This window comes from Phycisphaerales bacterium (genome assembly GCA_016699835.1).
GTDB lineage: Bacteria > Planctomycetota > Phycisphaerae > Phycisphaerales > UBA1924.
Genome location: CP064987.1, coordinates 2,987,940 through 3,004,596 on the forward strand (window position 1 = coordinate 2,987,940; position 16,657 = coordinate 3,004,596).

A 16,657-nucleotide genomic window follows, 5' to 3' on the forward strand; every position below is an offset into this window, starting at 1 on the left:
ATCTGTTTGCGGCTGATTTTTCGGCCGTAAATAATGATCATGAGAGGCACCCCTGTGGACTGAAAGGTCTGCCAAGGTTAGCCCAGCATCCGCGCCAGATACCGCCCCGTGTGCGAGCCCTTCGCCTTTGCGACGGCCTCGGGGGTGCCCGTCGCGATGACGCGCCCACCGCCCTCGCCGCCCTCGGGCCCGAGGTCGATGAGCCAGTCGGCCCGCTTGATCACGTCGAGGTTGTGCTCGATGACGACGAGGGTGTTGCCCGCGTCGGCGAGGCGGTCGAAGACCTCGACGAGTTTGCGGATGTCCTCAAAGTGCAGTCCCGTCGTCGGCTCGTCGAGGATGTAGAGCGTCGAGCCGCTCGACCCCGCACGCGGCAGGCGGGAACGCGTCGGCGTGGATTCCTCGTCGTCGGATTCGAGTTCGATGAGGTCGGCGTCATCGGATCCCGAGTCGTGTGCGTCGGCGTCGTCTGTGTCGGTGTCGGATGAGGTCAGGGCCACGGCGGCGTACGCGCCGGCGGTCTTGCCGAGTTCTGACGCGAGTTTGATGCGCTGGGCCTCGCCCCCCGAGAGCGTCGTGCTGGGCTGGCCGAGTTGCAGGTAATCGAGTCCGACATCGTGGAGGCACTTCAGGAACCGGGCGATCTTCGGGTGGTTCTCGAAGAAGCCGACGGCCTTTTCCACCGTCATGTCGAGCACGTCGGCGATCGACTGCCCGCGATACTTCACCTCGAGCGTCTCGCGGTTGTAGCGCTTGCCGCGACAGACCTCGCACTCGACGTAGACATCGGGGAGGAAGTGCATCTCGATCTTCTTGAGGCCCTGACCCTGGCAGGCCTCGCAGCGCCCGCCGCCGCGAGTGGAGGGGACGTTGAAGGAGAATCGCCCGGGCTTGTAGCCGCGGATCTTGGCTTCCTTGGTCGTGACGAAGACCTTGCGGATCTCGTCGAAGATGCCGGTGTAGGTCGCGGGGTTGGAGCGGGGCGTGCGGCCGATGGGTGTCTGATCGACCTCGATGACGCGGTCGAGCGATTTGGGCCATTTCACGGACTTGTGCTTGCCGGGCGTGACGCGCGAGCCGGTGATGTGCTTGCGCGCAGATTGCAGCAGGATGTCGGTGACGAGGGTGGACTTGCCCGAGCCGGAGACGCCCGTGACGCAGACGAGGCCGCCGAGCGGGAAGGCGACGTCGATCCCCTTGAGGTTGTTCTCGCTCGCGCCCTTGACGACGACGGCTTTGGATTCCGACACATCGCGTCGCGATTTGGGCACGTCGATCGATTTGCGTCCGGAGAGATAGTCGCCCGTGAACGAGCCTTCGGTCTCGCAGATTTCCTCGATGGTGCCCTGCGCGACGACGCGCCCGCCGTGCACGCCGGGACCAGGGCCGATGTCGAGCACGTGGTCCGCGGCCCGGATCATGTCCTCGTCATGCTCGACGACGAGGACGGTGTTTCCGATGTCGGCGAGATGGCGGAGTGTGGCGATGAGGCGGTCGTTGTCGCGCTGGTGCAGGCCGATGGTCGGCTCATCGAGGACGTAGCACGCGCCGACGAGGCCGCTGCCGACCTGTGAGGCGAGGCGGATGCGCTGCGCCTCGCCGCCGGAGAGCGTGGCGGTGCGTCGATCGAGGGAGAGATACTCGAGACCCACGCCGCGGAGGAAGCGGAGGCGGTTATTGATCTCCTTGAGGATCGGCTCGGCGATCTTGGATTGCTCTTCGCTCAGGACGACGCGTTCGAGGAACTCCGCGGCGTCGGGGATCGTGAGGCGCGAGAGTTCGGCTATGTTGAGCATCGTGCCGTCGTGCTTCGGGCGACCGATGACGGCTTCCGATGCGGCCTTCTTCATGTCGGCCTTGTGCGTGCTCGCGAGCAGCACGTGCAACGCCTCGATCTTCAGACGGTCACCCAGGCACGAGGCGCAGGGTTTCTGGGAGAGGAATCGCCCCAAGAACTCTTTCACGTTGTCCGACTCACTCGTCTTCCACCACTCCGAGATTTCGGGGATGACACCGGGCCAGTTCTTCTTGCGTTTCCCCCAGCTCTGCTTCCTCGGCTTGGCACCGCCCCCCGCGGCGTCCGGCTCGCCATAGAGCAGGATCTGGCGCTGGTCTTTGGTGAGGTCGCCGATGGGGCGTTGCATCGAGCCGCCGAACTGGGCACAGAACTTCCGGAGTTTGCGGTTGAACCAGCCTCGCCACGCGCCGTTCTTGTTCCAGGGCGCAATCGCGCCCTCGTTCAGGAGAACCGAGTTGTCGGGGACGATGAGCGATTCGTCGAACTCGACAGCCGTCCCGAGCCCGTTGCACGTGGGGCAGGCGCCGAAGGGCGAGTTGAACGAGAAGAGCCGCGGCGCGAGTTCTTCGAGGGCGACCTCGGGATGATCGGGATCGGCGAAGCGCGTCGAATACGTCGTGTCGCGCCACTCGGCACCTTTGGCGCCCGGCGATTCCATCGACACCGTGACCACGCCGCCCTCGCCGAGACGGAGGGCCGCCTCGATCGACTCGGCAAGTCGCTGGCGTGAACCCGCATCGGGTGACGCGTCCATCGAGAGTCGATCGACGACGGCCTCGATGGTGTGTTTCTCGTAGCGCCCGAGATTCAGCGGGTTCTCGCCCGGCTCCTTGAGCACGTCGCGGAGATCGACGATCGCGGCGTTGACGCGCGCGCGGGTCCAGCCCTGCTGCGTGAGTTCCTCGAGCACCTCGCGGTGGAAGCCCTTCTTGCCGCGGACGACCGGGGCGAGGATCATGAGGCGCGTGCCCTGGTGGCCCGCCTCTCCGAGGCGGGTCTTTGTAACTCCCGAAGCAGAGCCGCCCGACTCGGCGAGGCGGGCCACCAACGAATCAACGATCTGCGTCGAGGATGTCGCGCTGATGGGCACGCCCGATCGCGCGGTCGGCGTGCCATCCTTCTTCGCCTTCGTCACAGCCCATGAGTGCGGGCGCCCGCAGCGGGCGAAGAGCAGGCGGAGATAGTCGTAGATCTCCGTCGTCGTCGCGACGGTGGATCGCGGCGTGCCCGTCCCGGACCGCTGCTCGATCGCGATCGTCGGCGGCACGCCCTCGACCTCGTCCACATCAGGCTTCTTCAGTTGTTCCAGAAACTGGCGCGCGTACGCAGAGAGCGACTCCATGTACTTGCGCTGGCCCTCGGCGAAGATCGTGTCGAACGCGAGGCTGCTCTTGCCGCTCCCCGAGAGGCCCGTGATGACGACGAGTTGATCGCGTGGGATGGTGACGTCGATGTTCTTGAGGTTGTGCTCGCGCGCGCCACGCACGACGATCGATTTGGAGTCGGGACGTGCCTTCGTTCTGGATTCGGGCATCGCGCGGCGACTCACAGGCTTGGCTTCGACGACGCCGTCCGAAGCAGATTCGGCGCTCGATTGTGACGGCTCCGAGGCTCGAACCCGGCGTGGAACTGATTTCGTGGACATGCGATCACCACCCTCCATGACCATGCATGATAGGGTTCCGTTCATATGTGGTCTGTCTTGGTTCACTGTATCGAGAAGTGCCACTTGCGATTCGACAGCCAATTAGGGAGGTAGCCTCGAGTCGTACCTGGGCATCATTTGTGTCGATTCGGGCCGAGGTCTGAGCCGCATTCAGGGCACTTCAAGCCCTTGAGCGAGTAGCCGCATGAACCGCACGTGCCTCGGCGGGCGTGCTCGAAGAACTTCGAACCGAGTTCGAGGAGCGTCCAGCACGCCACCAGGGTGACGACGATCGTCGTGCACGCCTGGATGTCGTTGGTCCCGTAGTTCACGATGGGCAGCCCGGAAATGCGGATCGCCAGGAACGCGTACACCACAAAGCACGCGGCGATCACGAGCAGCCAATGTCTGTGCTTCATGGCATCCTCCGGAGCCACGGTCCAATCACCTACCGGGCGGGCACGATTCTCTTCGCATCGGACGGGGTCATTGTTCCTGATGCGGGTGTTTCCGGTAACGGCGCCACGGGTGGAGTGGCGTTCATCTGTTCCGCCCTTCGTGCCTTCTCGTGTCCCATGCGGATGAACCCCAGCATCACGAACCCGATCGCCAGGCCGATCAGGTAGTACGGCAGTTTCCGTCGCAGATTGTCCCACACGGTGGGCTCGGGCGGCATTCGACGGGGTGCTTGAGGCTCATCGGGCATGCGTCATCGTAGCGAGTCGGAAGCGCGACTCACTCCTTCGCCATCGATGCGATGTTCGAGAGTTGGTCAGACGAACCCGACGATGACAGTATCTCAAGCATCGAGCTCGCCCGGGCGTCGAACGTCCCGACCTCCAGGCATCGCTCATAACACCGGTCGGCGTGGGCCTGGAACCGCTCCGGATGCCGGGCGATCTCCGCGATTCTCTCGATTACCGATTCGATCGGCTCGCCGGATGAGATCACCGGGTCGAAGCCGAAGAGATCGCGGAGTTCGCGAGGGCAGTGTCCGACGACGAGCGCCCTCGACGCGAAGGCCTCGAAATACCGCTGCGTGACGGTCTCGATGGATCCCGCGCCGCGAGGGCCTCCGGCATGCGTCATGGATTTTGGGTGGCAGACGAGGACACGTGTGTCGGCAAGAGCGGTGCGCACACCCTCGGTTCCCGGGAAGAGTTGCTCGCCCGCTTTCGAGTAGACATGCGTCACGTGCGAACGCTGCAGAGCGGGTGTGATGGCGTCGTGGAACAACTCGAGGCGGCGGCCCAGTTCGAGCACGCCGATGGAGCGTTCATAGAGCGATTTCGAAGGATCCATCCACTCCGGCTCGATCGCCTCGGGGAGCCAGTGGCATCGCGCACGTGCCAGCGATTTCGAGAAGTGCGGGATCACATCGCGCGCAGAAAAAAAGATATCACGCGAGTCAAGATCACGAAGCGTCCGATCCCACAGCGTGAACATCGGCTCCCAGCAGTCGAAGCACCACGGCACGATCTCACGCGTCCACACATCAGGCAATGACCACCACGCGTACCCCCAACTCGCGCACATGATGGTGCGGCCCCGGCTCTGCCGACGTTCGGCCGACGAAAACGGACGTACCAGCCGCAATCGAGAGAGAACCTTTGCCAGTGGTTGTGGAACTGGAAAGTCCTTCGCGTCAACACCGGCCCGGATGAGTGCCGCCTGCAGGCCCAGCGGCGGACGCGCCTTTCCTGCGCCCGAGTCGGGCTGGCACATCACGCGTAGATCGCGCGGCACACTACACGATGCAGCCTTGGATGGGTCCTTGGACACGCGAGAAGGTAGGTCATGCCCGGTCGATGTCGAATCGGCGTCCCGGACTGATGAGGTCGACATCACCCGCGCTTCCGCCCCTTCTTCCCGGCACGCCGACCTGGGGCGCCAGGCGGGCCGTCCGTCCCCGATCCTCCACGCCCGCGTCCGATCCGCCCCGTCTGCCCCGAGGCGAGTGCTTGCAGTTCAGACCGACGCAACTTCGCCTCGCGACCCTTGGCGATGGCGTCGGCTTGCATCGCCTTGAGTTTCTGGAGTTGGTCACGCAAGGCCGCGGCCTTCTCGAACTCCAGGTCCTGGGCCGCGCCCACCATCTCCTGCTCGATCGTCGCGATGAGTTCCACGATCGGGAACTCCGGCTCGTTCGCCTCGACCGATCGCAACGCGGCCCGGCGGCTCTTGAGTTCCGCATCCAATCCGCGTTTGATCGCCTTGATGATCGTCTTGGGCGTGATGCCGTGGGCCTCGTTGTACGCGAGTTGCTTCGTGCGACGGCGTTCGGTCTCCTCGATCGCCGCCTGCATCGCGGGCGTCATGGCGTCGGCGTACATGATGACGAGCGCGTTCACGTTCCGGGCCGCGCGGCCCATCTGCTGGATCAGCGACGTCGGCGAGCGGAGGAATCCCTCCTTATCCGCGTCGAGGATGCACACGAGCGAGACCTCGGGGAGGTCCAGCCCCTCGCGCAGCAGGTTCACGCCCACGAGCACGTCGAAGTTGCCAAGGCGAAGGTCTGTCAGGATTTCCACGCGATCGAGCGTCTCGATGTCGCTGTGCAAGTATCGCACGCGCAGGCCTTGCTGGTCGAGATAGTGGGCGAGATCTTCGCAGAGGCGCTTCGTGAGGGCCGTCACCAGCACGCGCTCGCCCACCGCCACGCGCTCCTTCGCCTTTTCAAGGAGGTCCAGAATCTGCCCCTTCGCGGGCTTCACTTCGATGATCGGGTCGAGCAGTCCCGTCGGGCGAATGACTTGTTCCGCCACCTCGCCGCTCGTGCGCTGGAGTTCGTATGCCGATGGCGTCGCCGACACGAACATGATCTGGGGCACGATCGACTCGAACTCCTCGAATCGCAGCGGGCGATTGTCCAGGGCGCTGGGCAGGCGGAAGCCGTGATCAACGAGCACGGTCTTGCGAGCCCGGTCGCCATTGAACATCGCCTTGATCTGCGGGATCGTGACATGGCTCTCGTCGATGATGAGGAGCCAGTCGCGGAAGTTCGGGCGTGGCGAGGCTTCGGCGGAGGGCGCCTCGATCCCCTGCGATCGCATCCCGCGCGGGCCATGCTCCGCGATCGCCGCGGCGGATCGCGCCAGCACACCCTCCCGCTCGTTTGCGGGTGAGGGGGGGGGAGCGAAGTCGAAGTAGTCCATGAGGCAATACGGTCGTTCGCCGGGCGTGCGGCCGTCCATGAATCTTGAGTAGTTCTCGATCCCCGGGCAGATGCCCGTCTCTTCGAGGAGTTCGAGGTCGTACTTCGTCCGCGAGAGCAGCCGCTGCGCTTCGAGCAAGAGACCCTTCGATCGCAACTCCATCACTCGCGCGTCGAGTTCCGCGCGGATCCCCGCAAGGGCCGACTCCAACTGGTGCTCGGGCATCACGTGGTGAACCGCGGGGAAGAGGAAGAACTGGCGCTCCTCGGCCACGATCTCGCCCGTCGTCGGGTTGAGCAGGTCCACACGCTCGATCTCGTCGCCGAAGAGTTCGATGCGTACGGCATACTTCTCGTACGCCGGCCAGACCTCGATCGCGTCGCCACGCACTCGGAACTGCCCGCGCTTCCACTCGATCTCCGACCGCTGGTACTGCATCGCGTTCAGCGCCATGAGAAAATCGCGCCGGTGGATGCGGCTGCCCCGCGTCATCGAGAGCACACGCTCGCCGTAGGCCTGGGGGGAGCCAAGCCCGAAGATGCACGAGACGCTCGCGACCACGACCGAGTCGCGACGGCTCAGGATGTTGCTCGTCGCGGCCAGCCTCAACTGATCGAGTTCGTCGTTGCGCGACGAGTCCTTCTCGATGTAGATGTCGCGCGCGGGGATGTACGCCTCGGGCTGGTAGTAGTCGTAGTACGAGACGAAGTAGTTGACGGAGTTCTCGGGGAGGAAGTCGCGGAGTTCCTCGAAGAGTTGGGCCGCGAGTGTTTTGTTGTGGCTGATGATGAGCGTCGGTTTGTTCAGCCGAGCGATGACGTTCGCCATCGTGAACGTCTTGCCGGTTCCCGTCGCCCCCAACAGGCAGACGGCGGGCTTCCCATCGAGCAGCCCCCGATACAGCGCCTCGATCGCCTGGGGTTGGTCCCCCGTGGGCTTGAAGGGCGCGACAACCTGGAACGGGCGTTGGGTCACAAGAGCAGGATATCGGTCCCGTTCAAGTCGAGTCGGTCTCTGTTCGGATTTCAGTACATTGGGCACAATAAAACGGCGGTATCAGGGCAAAAATGCGGATTTTCGCCTCATTGGTGTTTTTCATGCAACAAACCCACGAGTTCAGCGTCATATTAGTGAGCACTCACAAAGCCAATCTGACGACGGTCGTCAGGAGGAACGAGTGGGGCTCGAAACTTGAGGAGCGCGAGTCACGACACTCGGCTCCGAGAGAACGTTTGCGAAAGAAGGAGGCAGCCATGTTCGGATTCAAGACCTCGTTCAAGGGCCTCACCCTCGCCGCTCTCGTGGGCGCGATGAGCCTCGGCTCGGCCGCGTTCGCCGGTGGGCCTCGCGGGAACGACAACGCCCGCAACCGGTACGACTTCCGCCAGAACGACGCCTCACGCGTGATCGTGACGGCAGGACACCGTGATCGCGACCATCACGATCGCGGACGTCGGGATCGAGGGGCGCACGGTCGCCACGACCGCGGTCGGGACTCTCACTGCCGTCCCGCGCCCCGGCCTGCACCGAGGCCCGTTTGCCGTCCCGCACCCCGTGACACCGGCATCACGATCCGCATCGGGGGCAACGGCGGGAGCCTCGTGATCTCCAGCGGCAGCACCCGCAGCCGCACCTACTGCGACTAACTCACACAGTGTGTGGGAACTTCGGGGGATCCGGGACGAAGAGATCCATGGAGGGATAAAGGGGGAATCACGGAAGGGCCGGCCGAGGGAGGTCGGCCCTTTCCATTTATACATCCCACCTTCTCTGTGTCGTGCATCCCGTGCACGAGTGCATTCACCTACACTGGGGCACTATGGCACTCATCGTCACCGGAACCATCGGGATCGACACTGTGTACACACCCACGGGCCACGCCGAACGCGTGCTTGGCGGGTCGTGCACCTATTTCGCCGCGGCGGCGTCATTCTTCGCGCCCGTGCGCCTCGTCGCGGCCGTCGGTGATGACTTCCCGAAGGAACACCGCGCCGTCCTCGAGCACTTCAAGGGCATCGATCTCGCTGGACTCGAGACCCGCCAAGGCTCCAAGACCTTCGCCTGGGGCGGGAAGTACCTCGCCAACATGAACTCGCGCGAGACGCTCTTCACGGAACTGGGCGTGCTCGCCGAGCACCCGCCGCGCGTTCCCGAGTCGTTCGCCCACTCACGCCACGTCTTCCTCGCCAACACCCACCCGGCCGTGCAACTCGGCATGATCGAGCAGTTGCCCCATCGCGTCCTCACCGTCGCCGACACGATGGACCTGTGGATCAACATCGCCAAGCCCGAACTGCTCATGCTGCTCAAGAAGATCGACGGCATCGTCCTGAACTACGACGAGGCCGAACTGCTCACCGGCAAGAGCAACCCCGTCACCGCGGGGCGGCACATTCTGGACCTGGGCCCGTCGTTCGTCGTCATCAAGAAGGGCGAGCACGGAGCGCTCCTCGTCCATCGCGACGGCAGCGCCCACGGCACGCTGGGCTTCGGCCTCGCCGCTCTCCCGGCATACCCGACCGAGAAGGTCGTCGATCCCACCGGCGCGGGCGACACCTTTGCCGGTGGCATGATGGGCTACCTCTCCAGCACAGGATCCACCGACGCGAAGAAACTCACGTCCTACGCCTCGATTCGCACGGCCCTCGCCTTTGGCACGGTCGCCGCGAGTTTCAACATCGAGTCGTACAGCCTCGAACGCCTCAAGACACTGAAGCGATCGGAGATCGATCAGCGCCTGCGCGAGTACGAGGAAATGACGCGCATCGGTTGATGGAAGCCGTCATTCCTCCGAGCCACGGGCACACGCACACACGAGGCGGGCGTGAGTGTGCGTGTGTCGGCCACAGTGTTCGGCGTTGCGTGGCAGGCGGTCACATCGCGGATACCTGAGGATCACAACACGCGTGTCCTATGGCGTGGGGACGGTCCAGGAGACCTGTGCCTGACCAAGTGTTGTGCCTGTGGCGAAGGCGAGATCGGTCTGGGCGATTTGGTAATCGGTGAGGGCCTGGAGTTCAACGAGTCGGGCCTCGGCGAGGCGGGATGAGGCGTCGAGGACGTTGGTGCTCGTGGACAGCCCGAGATCGAACTGGCGCTGCTCGGCGGTGAGGGTGCGCGTGTTGAGGATGACGGACTGGCGGGCGGCGAGGATGCGCTGCCAGGCGGAGTCGATCGTGTCGATCGCGGCGAGGACCTCGCGGGTGATCTGGAGTTCGCGGGCCTCGCGTGTGGAGAGGCGCTGCAGCCTGGTGAGGACGGCGCGGCGGACGCGGGCGCGAGCCTCGTCGTTGTTGAGAGGGATGTCGGCGGAGAGGCCGAGTTCCCAGTCGGTGAACTGGTTGTCGGAGAGTGATTTGTACGAGCGGGTGAAGGAATCACCAAGCCCGTTGACGCGGTAGGTGTAGTCGAGCGAGAGGAGTGGGAGAGCGGCGTTCTTTGCGAGATCGATGTTGACGGCGTCGGCGGCGAGGCGGAGTTCGAGTTCCAGGAGGTCCATGCGGTTGTCGAGCGACTGGGCGATAAGCGTGTCGCGGTCGAACTGGTATTGCACGGGATCGGGTGGCGACTCGGGGCTCACGAGGGCCTGCGATCGGAGCGTGAGACCCGGCAGGTTCACGATCTGCTTGAGTTCGCGGTCCTGGTCCTTGTAGGTGGTGTTGGCGGTGAGGATGGCGTCGAGGGAGTCGGCGACGCCGGCCTCGGCGCGGGTGATCTCGATCTCGGCGGCGTCGCCAGCGGTGGCGCGGCGCTTGGCGCGGTCGAGTTGCTGCCTAGCGAGTTCGAGTTGCTGGAGGCGGACGTCGAGCGTGCCATGGGCCTGATTGAGGCGCCAGTAGGTGCGATCGACGGCGGCGAGTTGGCGGATGACCTCGAGGGTGGTGGCGGCCTGCGTTGCCTGGGCGTTGAGGCTCGCGATGCGAAGCGGGGCCGTGGCGGCGCGTCGGCCTGCGCCGCGGAGGAGGGGCTGGGAGAGGGAGAACTGGGCGTCGGCGTTGTACGTCGCGTCAGTGACGGTGAAGGGATTGGTGTCCTTGGTGCGCGACATGGGGAGAGAGACGGTGGCGCTGCCGCCGGTCAGGAGGGGGACACGGACGCCCGGCTCGGCGAGTTGCTGGCTGAGTTGGGTGGATACGAGTTGCGAGGCGGTGGGCTGGTCGAGTTCCCGCCAGAGGGCGCGGAGGGTGAAGGCGGCGTTGAACTTCGCGGCTTCCTCGTCGATCTGGGTCTGCGAGATCGCGGGGTTGAGTGTGGTGACCTTGAGGTCGAGGTTGTGCTCGAGGGCGGAGGCACGGCATTGTTCGATCGAGAGTGGGACACGCTCGAGGCCCTCGAACGGGTTCGGCGTGAGAGGCTCGGTGGTGGGGGTGGTGACGCGGTATCGGTCGAGGTCGGCGCGCGGGGCGGAGCGCAGGCGTGACGCGTCGATCGACGGGCCATAGTCGTCGGCTTTCAGCGAGAAGGGTGAGCGAGCACACCCGGCGAGGAGCGTGACGCCCATGAGAGTGAGTGAGAGGAGATGGCGCTGTCGAGTGTGCTGCATCATTCGTGCCTGAGTGCATCGATGGGGTCGAGGCGGGCGGCCTTGATGGCGGGGAACATGCCGAAGACGACGCCTGTGCCGGCGGAGAAGAGGAGGGCTAGGGCGATCGCCCAGGGGGGGATCATGGCACCCTTGAGGGGCGAGTCGGGGATGATCCTCGCGATCAACACGACTCCCTCGCCAAGCAGGAGCCCGATGGTGCCGCCGAGGATGCAGAGGGTGACGGCCTCGACGAGGAACTGGAGGAGGATGATGTCGGGTCGGGCGCCGACGGCCTTGCGCAGGCCGATCTCGCGTGTGCGTTCGGAGACGGAGACGAGCATGATGTTCATGATGCCGATGCCGCCGACAACGAGGGAGATGCCGACGAGGACGGCGACGATGCCGGTCAGAAATCCGGCGATGCGTTTGAATCCGGCGATGAACTGGTCGATGGCCTCGACGCCGAAGGTGTCGGGCTCGTCGGGCATGAGGTTCCGGGCTTTGCGCATGTAGAACGTGACCTCGGCCTTGGCATCCTCGAAGAGATCCGGGGCCTTGGATTGCGCGACGATGTAAAAGCGTGGCTCGGGTTGGATCATTTCTCCCGTGGCGAAGGGGATGAAGACCTCGGACTGGGGCTCGCCGCCGCCGAACATGGGGCTGACCTGGAGGGTCTCAACGATGCCGACGATGGTGAAGCGTCGGCCGGCGATGAGGAGCGGCTCGCCCGTAGGGTCGGCGGGGAGCGAGAGTTCCTGGACGCCTTTGTCGTTGATGAGGCAGACCTGGAGTCGTTCGGCCTCGTCGGTGGGTTGGAAGGTCCGCCCGAGGGTGACGGAGCGGTTCTCGATTGCATGCCAGTCGGGGCGTATGCCCTGGACACGGACGAAGTCCTTGATGGTGTCTTTGAACTGGATCTGGGCGGAGAGTTCCATCACCGGTGAGAGACGGGCGAGTGAGGGGCAGTTGGGGAGGATGCCATCGGCCTGGTCCTTGGTGAGTCGGATCTGTCGGAAGGAATATCGATCGCGCTGGCCCTCGGGGCGGCGTGGGAAGATCCAGACCTTGTTGGCACCGAAGGTCTCGAACTGATCGAGAACGTACTGCTTGGCGCCGGTCATGAAGCCGATGGTGGAGACGACGCTGAAGGCGGCGACGATGATGCCGAGCATGGTGAGCATGGCTCGGACCTTGCTGGCCCAGACGGTGGAGAGGGCGAGGCCGACAGTCTGGAAGAGGAGTCGGAGGAGCATGGGTTAGTTTGCCTCTCCGGGTTTCGTTGTGTTGGAAGGCGCGGACTGGGTGATTGCCATGGCGGCGCGTTCGAGGAAGGCGCGGTGCATGGGGTCGGCGGTGGTGGGGTTGTCGGAATGGATGAGGCCATCTTTCAGGCGGATGATGCGCTGGGCGTGGCCGGCGATGTCTTCCTCGTGGGTGACGATGACGATGGTCTGTCCCTCGTTGTGGAGGGCGTGGAAGAGGGCGAGGATCTCGTCGCTGGTGGCAGAGTCGAGGTTGCCGGTAGGCTCGTCGGCGAGGAGGATGGCGGGGGTGTTGACGAGGGCGCGGGCGATGGCGACGCGTTGGCGCTGGCCGCCGGAGAGTTGGTTGGGACGGTGGGTGGTGCGGTCGGCGAGGCCGACGCGTTCGAGGGCGCCGAGGGCCTGGTGTTTCGCGCTGGACCAGTTGAGTTTGGAATACAGGAGTGGGAGCGTGACGTTCTGGAGGGCGGTTTGTTTCGCGAGGAGTTCGAAGGACTGGAAGACGAAGCCGATGGACTCGTTTCGGATCTGGGCGAGGCGCGTGGCGTTCATCTCGTGGGTGGGCTTTCCATCAAGGGTGTATCGTCCGCTGGTGGGGCGGTCGAGGCAGCCGAGGATGTTCATGAGCGTGGACTTGCCCGAGCCCGAGGCGCCCATGATGGCGACGAACTCGTTGCGCTGGATGGTGAGCGAGACGCCGCGAAGCGCGTGGACCGGCTCGGCCCCAACGTGATAGGTCTTGGTGATCTCGTCGAGGAGGATGGCGGGTGGCGTGGGCATGGAGGGTGGAATCAGGAGCCGAAGGAGAAGTTGAGGCCCTTGTTCTTCTTTTTCTCGCCCTCGAGGGTGACGGGTATGTCGTGCTTGAGTTTCTGGAGGGCCTTGAAGGGACCGGAGATGATGGTGGCGTTCTCGTCGAGGCCGCCGAGGATGATGGTCTTGGTGAGGTCGCTGGCGCCGATCTTGACGGGGCGGGCCTTGGCCTTCCCATCGACGAGTTCGTAGACGACGCGGGCGTATTTCCGCGAGGCGTCGATGTAGGGCGAGTCCTTCTTCACGAGATCGGGAAGATCGTCGACGGCACGGTCGAGGACGCACTGGCTGGGGACGAGGATAGTGTCGTCGAAGGTCTCGACCTCGATCTCGGCGTTGGCGGTGAGGCCCGAGCGGAGGACGAGGTCTCTGGTCTTAGGAGAGTCGGCGAGGGCGTCGGTGTGGAGTTTGAGTTCGGCCTCGAAGTAGGCCGAGCCGTCGCGGTCGATCTGGCGGAAGAGTTTGAGTCGCTCGACAGTGGCGGGGATAGTGTCGTCGAGGAAGGCGTTGACGCGGACGATGGCCTTCTGGTCTGGTTTGACGGGGGCGACGTTGGTCTCGTCGATGCGCGCGCGGAGGATCATGTCGGAGAGGTCGGCGACGGTCATGATGACCGAGGCGGGGTTGTTGAGGGTGCCGACGAGGACGAGTTCGCCGACCTCGGCGTTGAGTTGGATGATGGTGCCGTCGATCGGGCTGGCGATCGTGGTGTTGGAGAGGTCCTTCTCGGCGCGAGCGACGTTGGCACGGGCGATGTCCACCGCGAACTGGGCGGCACGCAGGGCGGACTCGGCGCGGGCGTGCTCGGTCTCGCTGATGTCGAGTTCGGCCTTGGGGATGTCTTTGGTCGCGAAGAGCTCGCGTTTCCGCCCGAGGTCGAGGACGGCGGCCTGGAAGGCGGCCTGGGCGCCCTCGAGGCGGGCCTGTTCGGCAGAGAGAGAGGCCCGCGCGGAATCGACGAGGGCCTTGAGGTCATCGGCGTCGAGTTTCACGATGGTGTCGCCGGCGCGGACACTCGCGCCCTCCTTGAAGGGGAGTTCGACGATGCGGGCGGCGACCTGGGCGGAGATCTCGACCTTGCGGCGTGGCTCGATCTCGCCGGGGGCGGAGATGGAGCGGGTGAGCGAGCCGCGTGTGACGGTGGTGGTGCGGACCTCGTCCACGCCGCCCATGCCGGGGCCTGAGAACTTCAGCGCGCCGGAGGAGGCGAGCCATGTTCCACCGCCGGCGCAGAGGAGCACGAAGACGGCAAGGACGGCGACGATCCATTTCCACACGGGTCGGTTCCTGCGGTTGAGTGTCGTTCGAGGCGTGCGGTTGAAGCCCTACGCGGGCGTCACGGGGCTTCGCGAGGGTTGATGCCCAAGGTGGTGTGCAACGATCCATTGATGACCGCGAGGTCATTCGTACGCCAGTGTACGACAGATGTTCGGAATCCGGGGCGTGTGATTTCAGGGGAGAGTCGGACTCGGCGGGTGGTCATGACTGTTAGACATCGTGGTCGATGGTCGTGGGGGGCTTGCTGGCGGTGCGCTGACGGGTTCGGCGCCACTCGAGGGCGGTCGCCACGATGCCGAGGCAGGCCAAAGGAATGGTGAACCACAAGGTAACCGCGGAGATGGTGGCGAGGCGATCGTGCCCGACGCTGTTGAAGATGAGGAAGGCGGTGTACGCGAGGTACCCGGCGAAGAGCATGGCGGCCTCGTAGCGAGAGATGCCGCCGCCGGCAATGAAGACGGGGAGGCAGGCGATGGCGACGGCGACCATGACCGGGATGTCGAACGCGAGGATGCTTGGTGGAACCGGGAGCCCGCCGGGCGAGGCGATCCCGGTGATGCCGATGATGCAGAGGATGTTGAAGATGTTGCTTCCGACGACGTTGCCGACGGCGATATCGCGATGTCCTCGGATCGCGGCGACGACGGAAGTGGCAACCTCGGGGAGCGAGGTGCCCGCAGCGACGATCGTGAGTCCGATGATGACGTCGCTGATGCCGAGGTCTTCCGCGATGCCCGTGGCGCCCTGGACCAGCCAGCGGGCGCCGAAGATGATGCCCGCGATGCCCAGAATGAGGTACAGGGCGATGCCGAGCCTTGATGAAGAGGGGGCGGCGTTGGAAGACTCTTGATACTCGTCCTTGATGGCCTTTGTCTCGCGTTTGGCCATCCAGATTGCGAGTGAGGTGTAGGCGATGATGCCGAGGACAAGGGCGGCGCCTTCGATGGCGTTGATGCGTCGATCCATCGCCATGAGCCAGAGCGCGAGGCTCGCGACGATCATGATCGGGACATCCACGCGGACGAGGTTCTGATGGACGATGAGGGGACGGACCAGGGCGGTCACGCCGAGGATGAAGAGGATGTTGAAGATGTTGCTCCCGACGGCGTTGCCGACGGCGAGATCGGGCGCACCCCGGGAGACGGCGCTGAGGGAGACGGCGAGTTCCGGGGCGCTGGTCCCAAAGGCGACGACGGTGAGCCCGACGACGAGGGAAGAGATGCCGATGCGTGTGGCGAGCGCGGCGGCACCGCGGACGAAGCACTCGGCGCCCACGACGAGGACCACAAGGCCGAGGAGAAGGTAGACGATTGACATGGTCAAAGGAACGACTCCAAACGGGTGCATGAGTTGATGTGAGGACGTGACGGGGAGCGTGACCAAGAAATAGTGGCGTAGCTACGTCGCGCCAACGTGAACGATGGGGCGGGCGGGCATTGACGAGGTTGGAATGGTGCGGTTACCAATCCCTGTGGGCGCAAGACTACAGACTGCCGTAGTTTCGCGGCCGCCGGATGGCGTCCAGGGACCGGGCTCGGCGTGGCGGCCGAACCGTGCTGACGGCCCGTGGTCCCGCGACGATCGCGGGTGGCTACTTCCTGACCCAAGCATACGCGATGGCCGATCCCGCGAGTCCTTGTCGGCGTAAACCGGAGTTTGAGGTCATTTGGTTGTCGCCCTCAGGGCGGTTGCAGGCTAGGAATGATGCCTGTAGACTGGAGGCTCACCCGGGCACCCTTCGTGGACGGTGCCCTTTATCTGGAGTTTCGCGATGTCCAACCATGCACGGCCAGCCCCCGCGCCTGTCGTCCACTTTGAGATCGGGTGCCAGAGCCTGGAATCAACCCGGAAGTTCTATGGCGAGGTCTTCGGGTGGGAGTACATGTCGGGCATGCCCAATATGGCCATGGTCTCGAACCTCGGCGGGCACGTGGAGAAGAAGACCGACGGCATCGGGGGGCACATCTCCGCCCTCGGGCACCCGCCGCACCAGTACGTGCTCTTCTACATCCTCGTGGACGACATCGAGAAGACGCTGGCGCAGATCGAGTCGCGAGGCGGGAGCACGCTCATCCCAAAGCAGGAAGTGCCACAGATGGGCTGGTTCGCGTGGTTCAAGGACCCGGAGGGGAACGTCCTGGGGCTGTGGAAAGCGATGGGGATGTAAGGGATTCCTGCGAG

General features: G+C 64.7%; 13 protein-coding genes. 3 read left to right on the top strand and 10 right to left on the bottom strand.

Annotated features, from left to right (window positions below; genetic code table 11):
* Positions 1-77 precede the first annotated feature (77 nt).
* The 5 genes from uvrA to IPK69_12400 form a co-directional block, all read right to left on the bottom strand.
* On the bottom strand, positions 78-3,443 hold the full coding sequence (gene uvrA / locus IPK69_12380; GenBank protein QQS08764.1) for an excinuclease ABC subunit UvrA: 3,366 nt from the start codon (positions 3,441-3,443) through the stop codon (positions 78-80).
* A gap of 134 nt (positions 3,444-3,577) precedes the next feature.
* Positions 3,578-3,862 carry a zinc ribbon domain-containing protein gene (locus tag IPK69_12385; GenBank protein ID QQS08765.1) on the bottom strand — a complete coding sequence of 95 codons (285 nt, stop codon included), beginning with the start codon at positions 3,860-3,862 and terminating at the stop codon, positions 3,578-3,580.
* A 29-nt stretch (positions 3,863-3,891) separates the two neighbouring features.
* The gene (locus IPK69_12390; protein QQS08766.1) at positions 3,892-4,149 is read right to left on the bottom strand and encodes a hypothetical protein; all 258 of its coding nucleotides are present in this window, start codon (positions 4,147-4,149) and stop codon (positions 3,892-3,894) included.
* Between the two features lie 29 nt (positions 4,150-4,178).
* The gene (locus tag IPK69_12395; protein ID QQS08767.1) at positions 4,179-5,171 is read right to left on the bottom strand and encodes a glycosyltransferase; all 993 of its coding nucleotides are present in this window, start codon (positions 5,169-5,171) and stop codon (positions 4,179-4,181) included.
* A gap of 116 nt (positions 5,172-5,287) precedes the next feature.
* The gene (locus tag IPK69_12400) at positions 5,288-7,642 is read right to left on the bottom strand and encodes an excinuclease ABC subunit UvrB (protein QQS10483.1); all 2,355 of its coding nucleotides are present in this window, start codon (positions 7,640-7,642) and stop codon (positions 5,288-5,290) included.
* Between the two features lie 209 nt (positions 7,643-7,851).
* Here IPK69_12400 and IPK69_12405 point away from each other — a divergent pair, with 209 nt between their 5' ends.
* Together IPK69_12405 and IPK69_12410 are read left to right on the top strand one after the other, a co-directional pair.
* Positions 7,852-8,244 (top strand): hypothetical protein, encoded by a 393-nt coding sequence (locus tag IPK69_12405; protein ID QQS08768.1) that lies wholly within the window; start codon positions 7,852-7,854, stop codon positions 8,242-8,244.
* 173 nt (positions 8,245-8,417) lie between these two features.
* Positions 8,418-9,371 carry a sugar kinase gene (locus IPK69_12410; protein QQS08769.1) on the top strand — a complete coding sequence of 318 codons (954 nt, stop codon included), beginning with the start codon at positions 8,418-8,420 and terminating at the stop codon, positions 9,369-9,371.
* A 138-nt stretch (positions 9,372-9,509) separates the two neighbouring features.
* Here IPK69_12410 and IPK69_12415 read toward each other — a convergent pair whose 3' ends face one another.
* The 5 genes from IPK69_12415 to IPK69_12435 form a co-directional block, all read right to left on the bottom strand.
* Positions 9,510-11,144, bottom strand: a complete 1,635-nt coding sequence (locus IPK69_12415) for a TolC family protein (GenBank protein QQS08770.1) — start codon at positions 11,142-11,144, stop codon at positions 9,510-9,512.
* Positions 11,141-12,376, bottom strand: a complete 1,236-nt coding sequence (locus IPK69_12420) for an ABC transporter permease (protein ID QQS08771.1) — start codon at positions 12,374-12,376, stop codon at positions 11,141-11,143. The genes IPK69_12415 and IPK69_12420 overlap by 4 nt, the downstream gene beginning before the upstream one ends.
* Before the next feature lie 3 nt (positions 12,377-12,379).
* Positions 12,380-13,165: an ABC transporter ATP-binding protein gene (locus IPK69_12425; GenBank protein ID QQS08772.1), complete on the bottom strand. Its 786-nt coding sequence runs from the start codon at positions 13,163-13,165 to the stop codon at positions 12,380-12,382.
* 11 nt (positions 13,166-13,176) lie between these two features.
* Positions 13,177-14,475, bottom strand: coding sequence for an efflux RND transporter periplasmic adaptor subunit (locus IPK69_12430; GenBank protein QQS08773.1), 1,299 nt, complete (start codon positions 14,473-14,475; stop codon positions 13,177-13,179).
* A 211-nt stretch (positions 14,476-14,686) separates the two neighbouring features.
* A complete protein-coding gene (locus tag IPK69_12435) occupies positions 14,687-15,793 on the bottom strand; it encodes a calcium/sodium antiporter (protein QQS10484.1) in 1,107 nt (368 codons plus the stop codon).
* A gap of 454 nt (positions 15,794-16,247) precedes the next feature.
* On the opposite strand from IPK69_12435, the gene IPK69_12440 reads away from it, so the two are divergent.
* Positions 16,248-16,643 (top strand): VOC family protein, encoded by a 396-nt coding sequence (locus IPK69_12440; protein ID QQS08774.1) that lies wholly within the window; start codon positions 16,248-16,250, stop codon positions 16,641-16,643.
* The last annotated feature ends 14 nt before the right edge of the window (positions 16,644-16,657 follow it).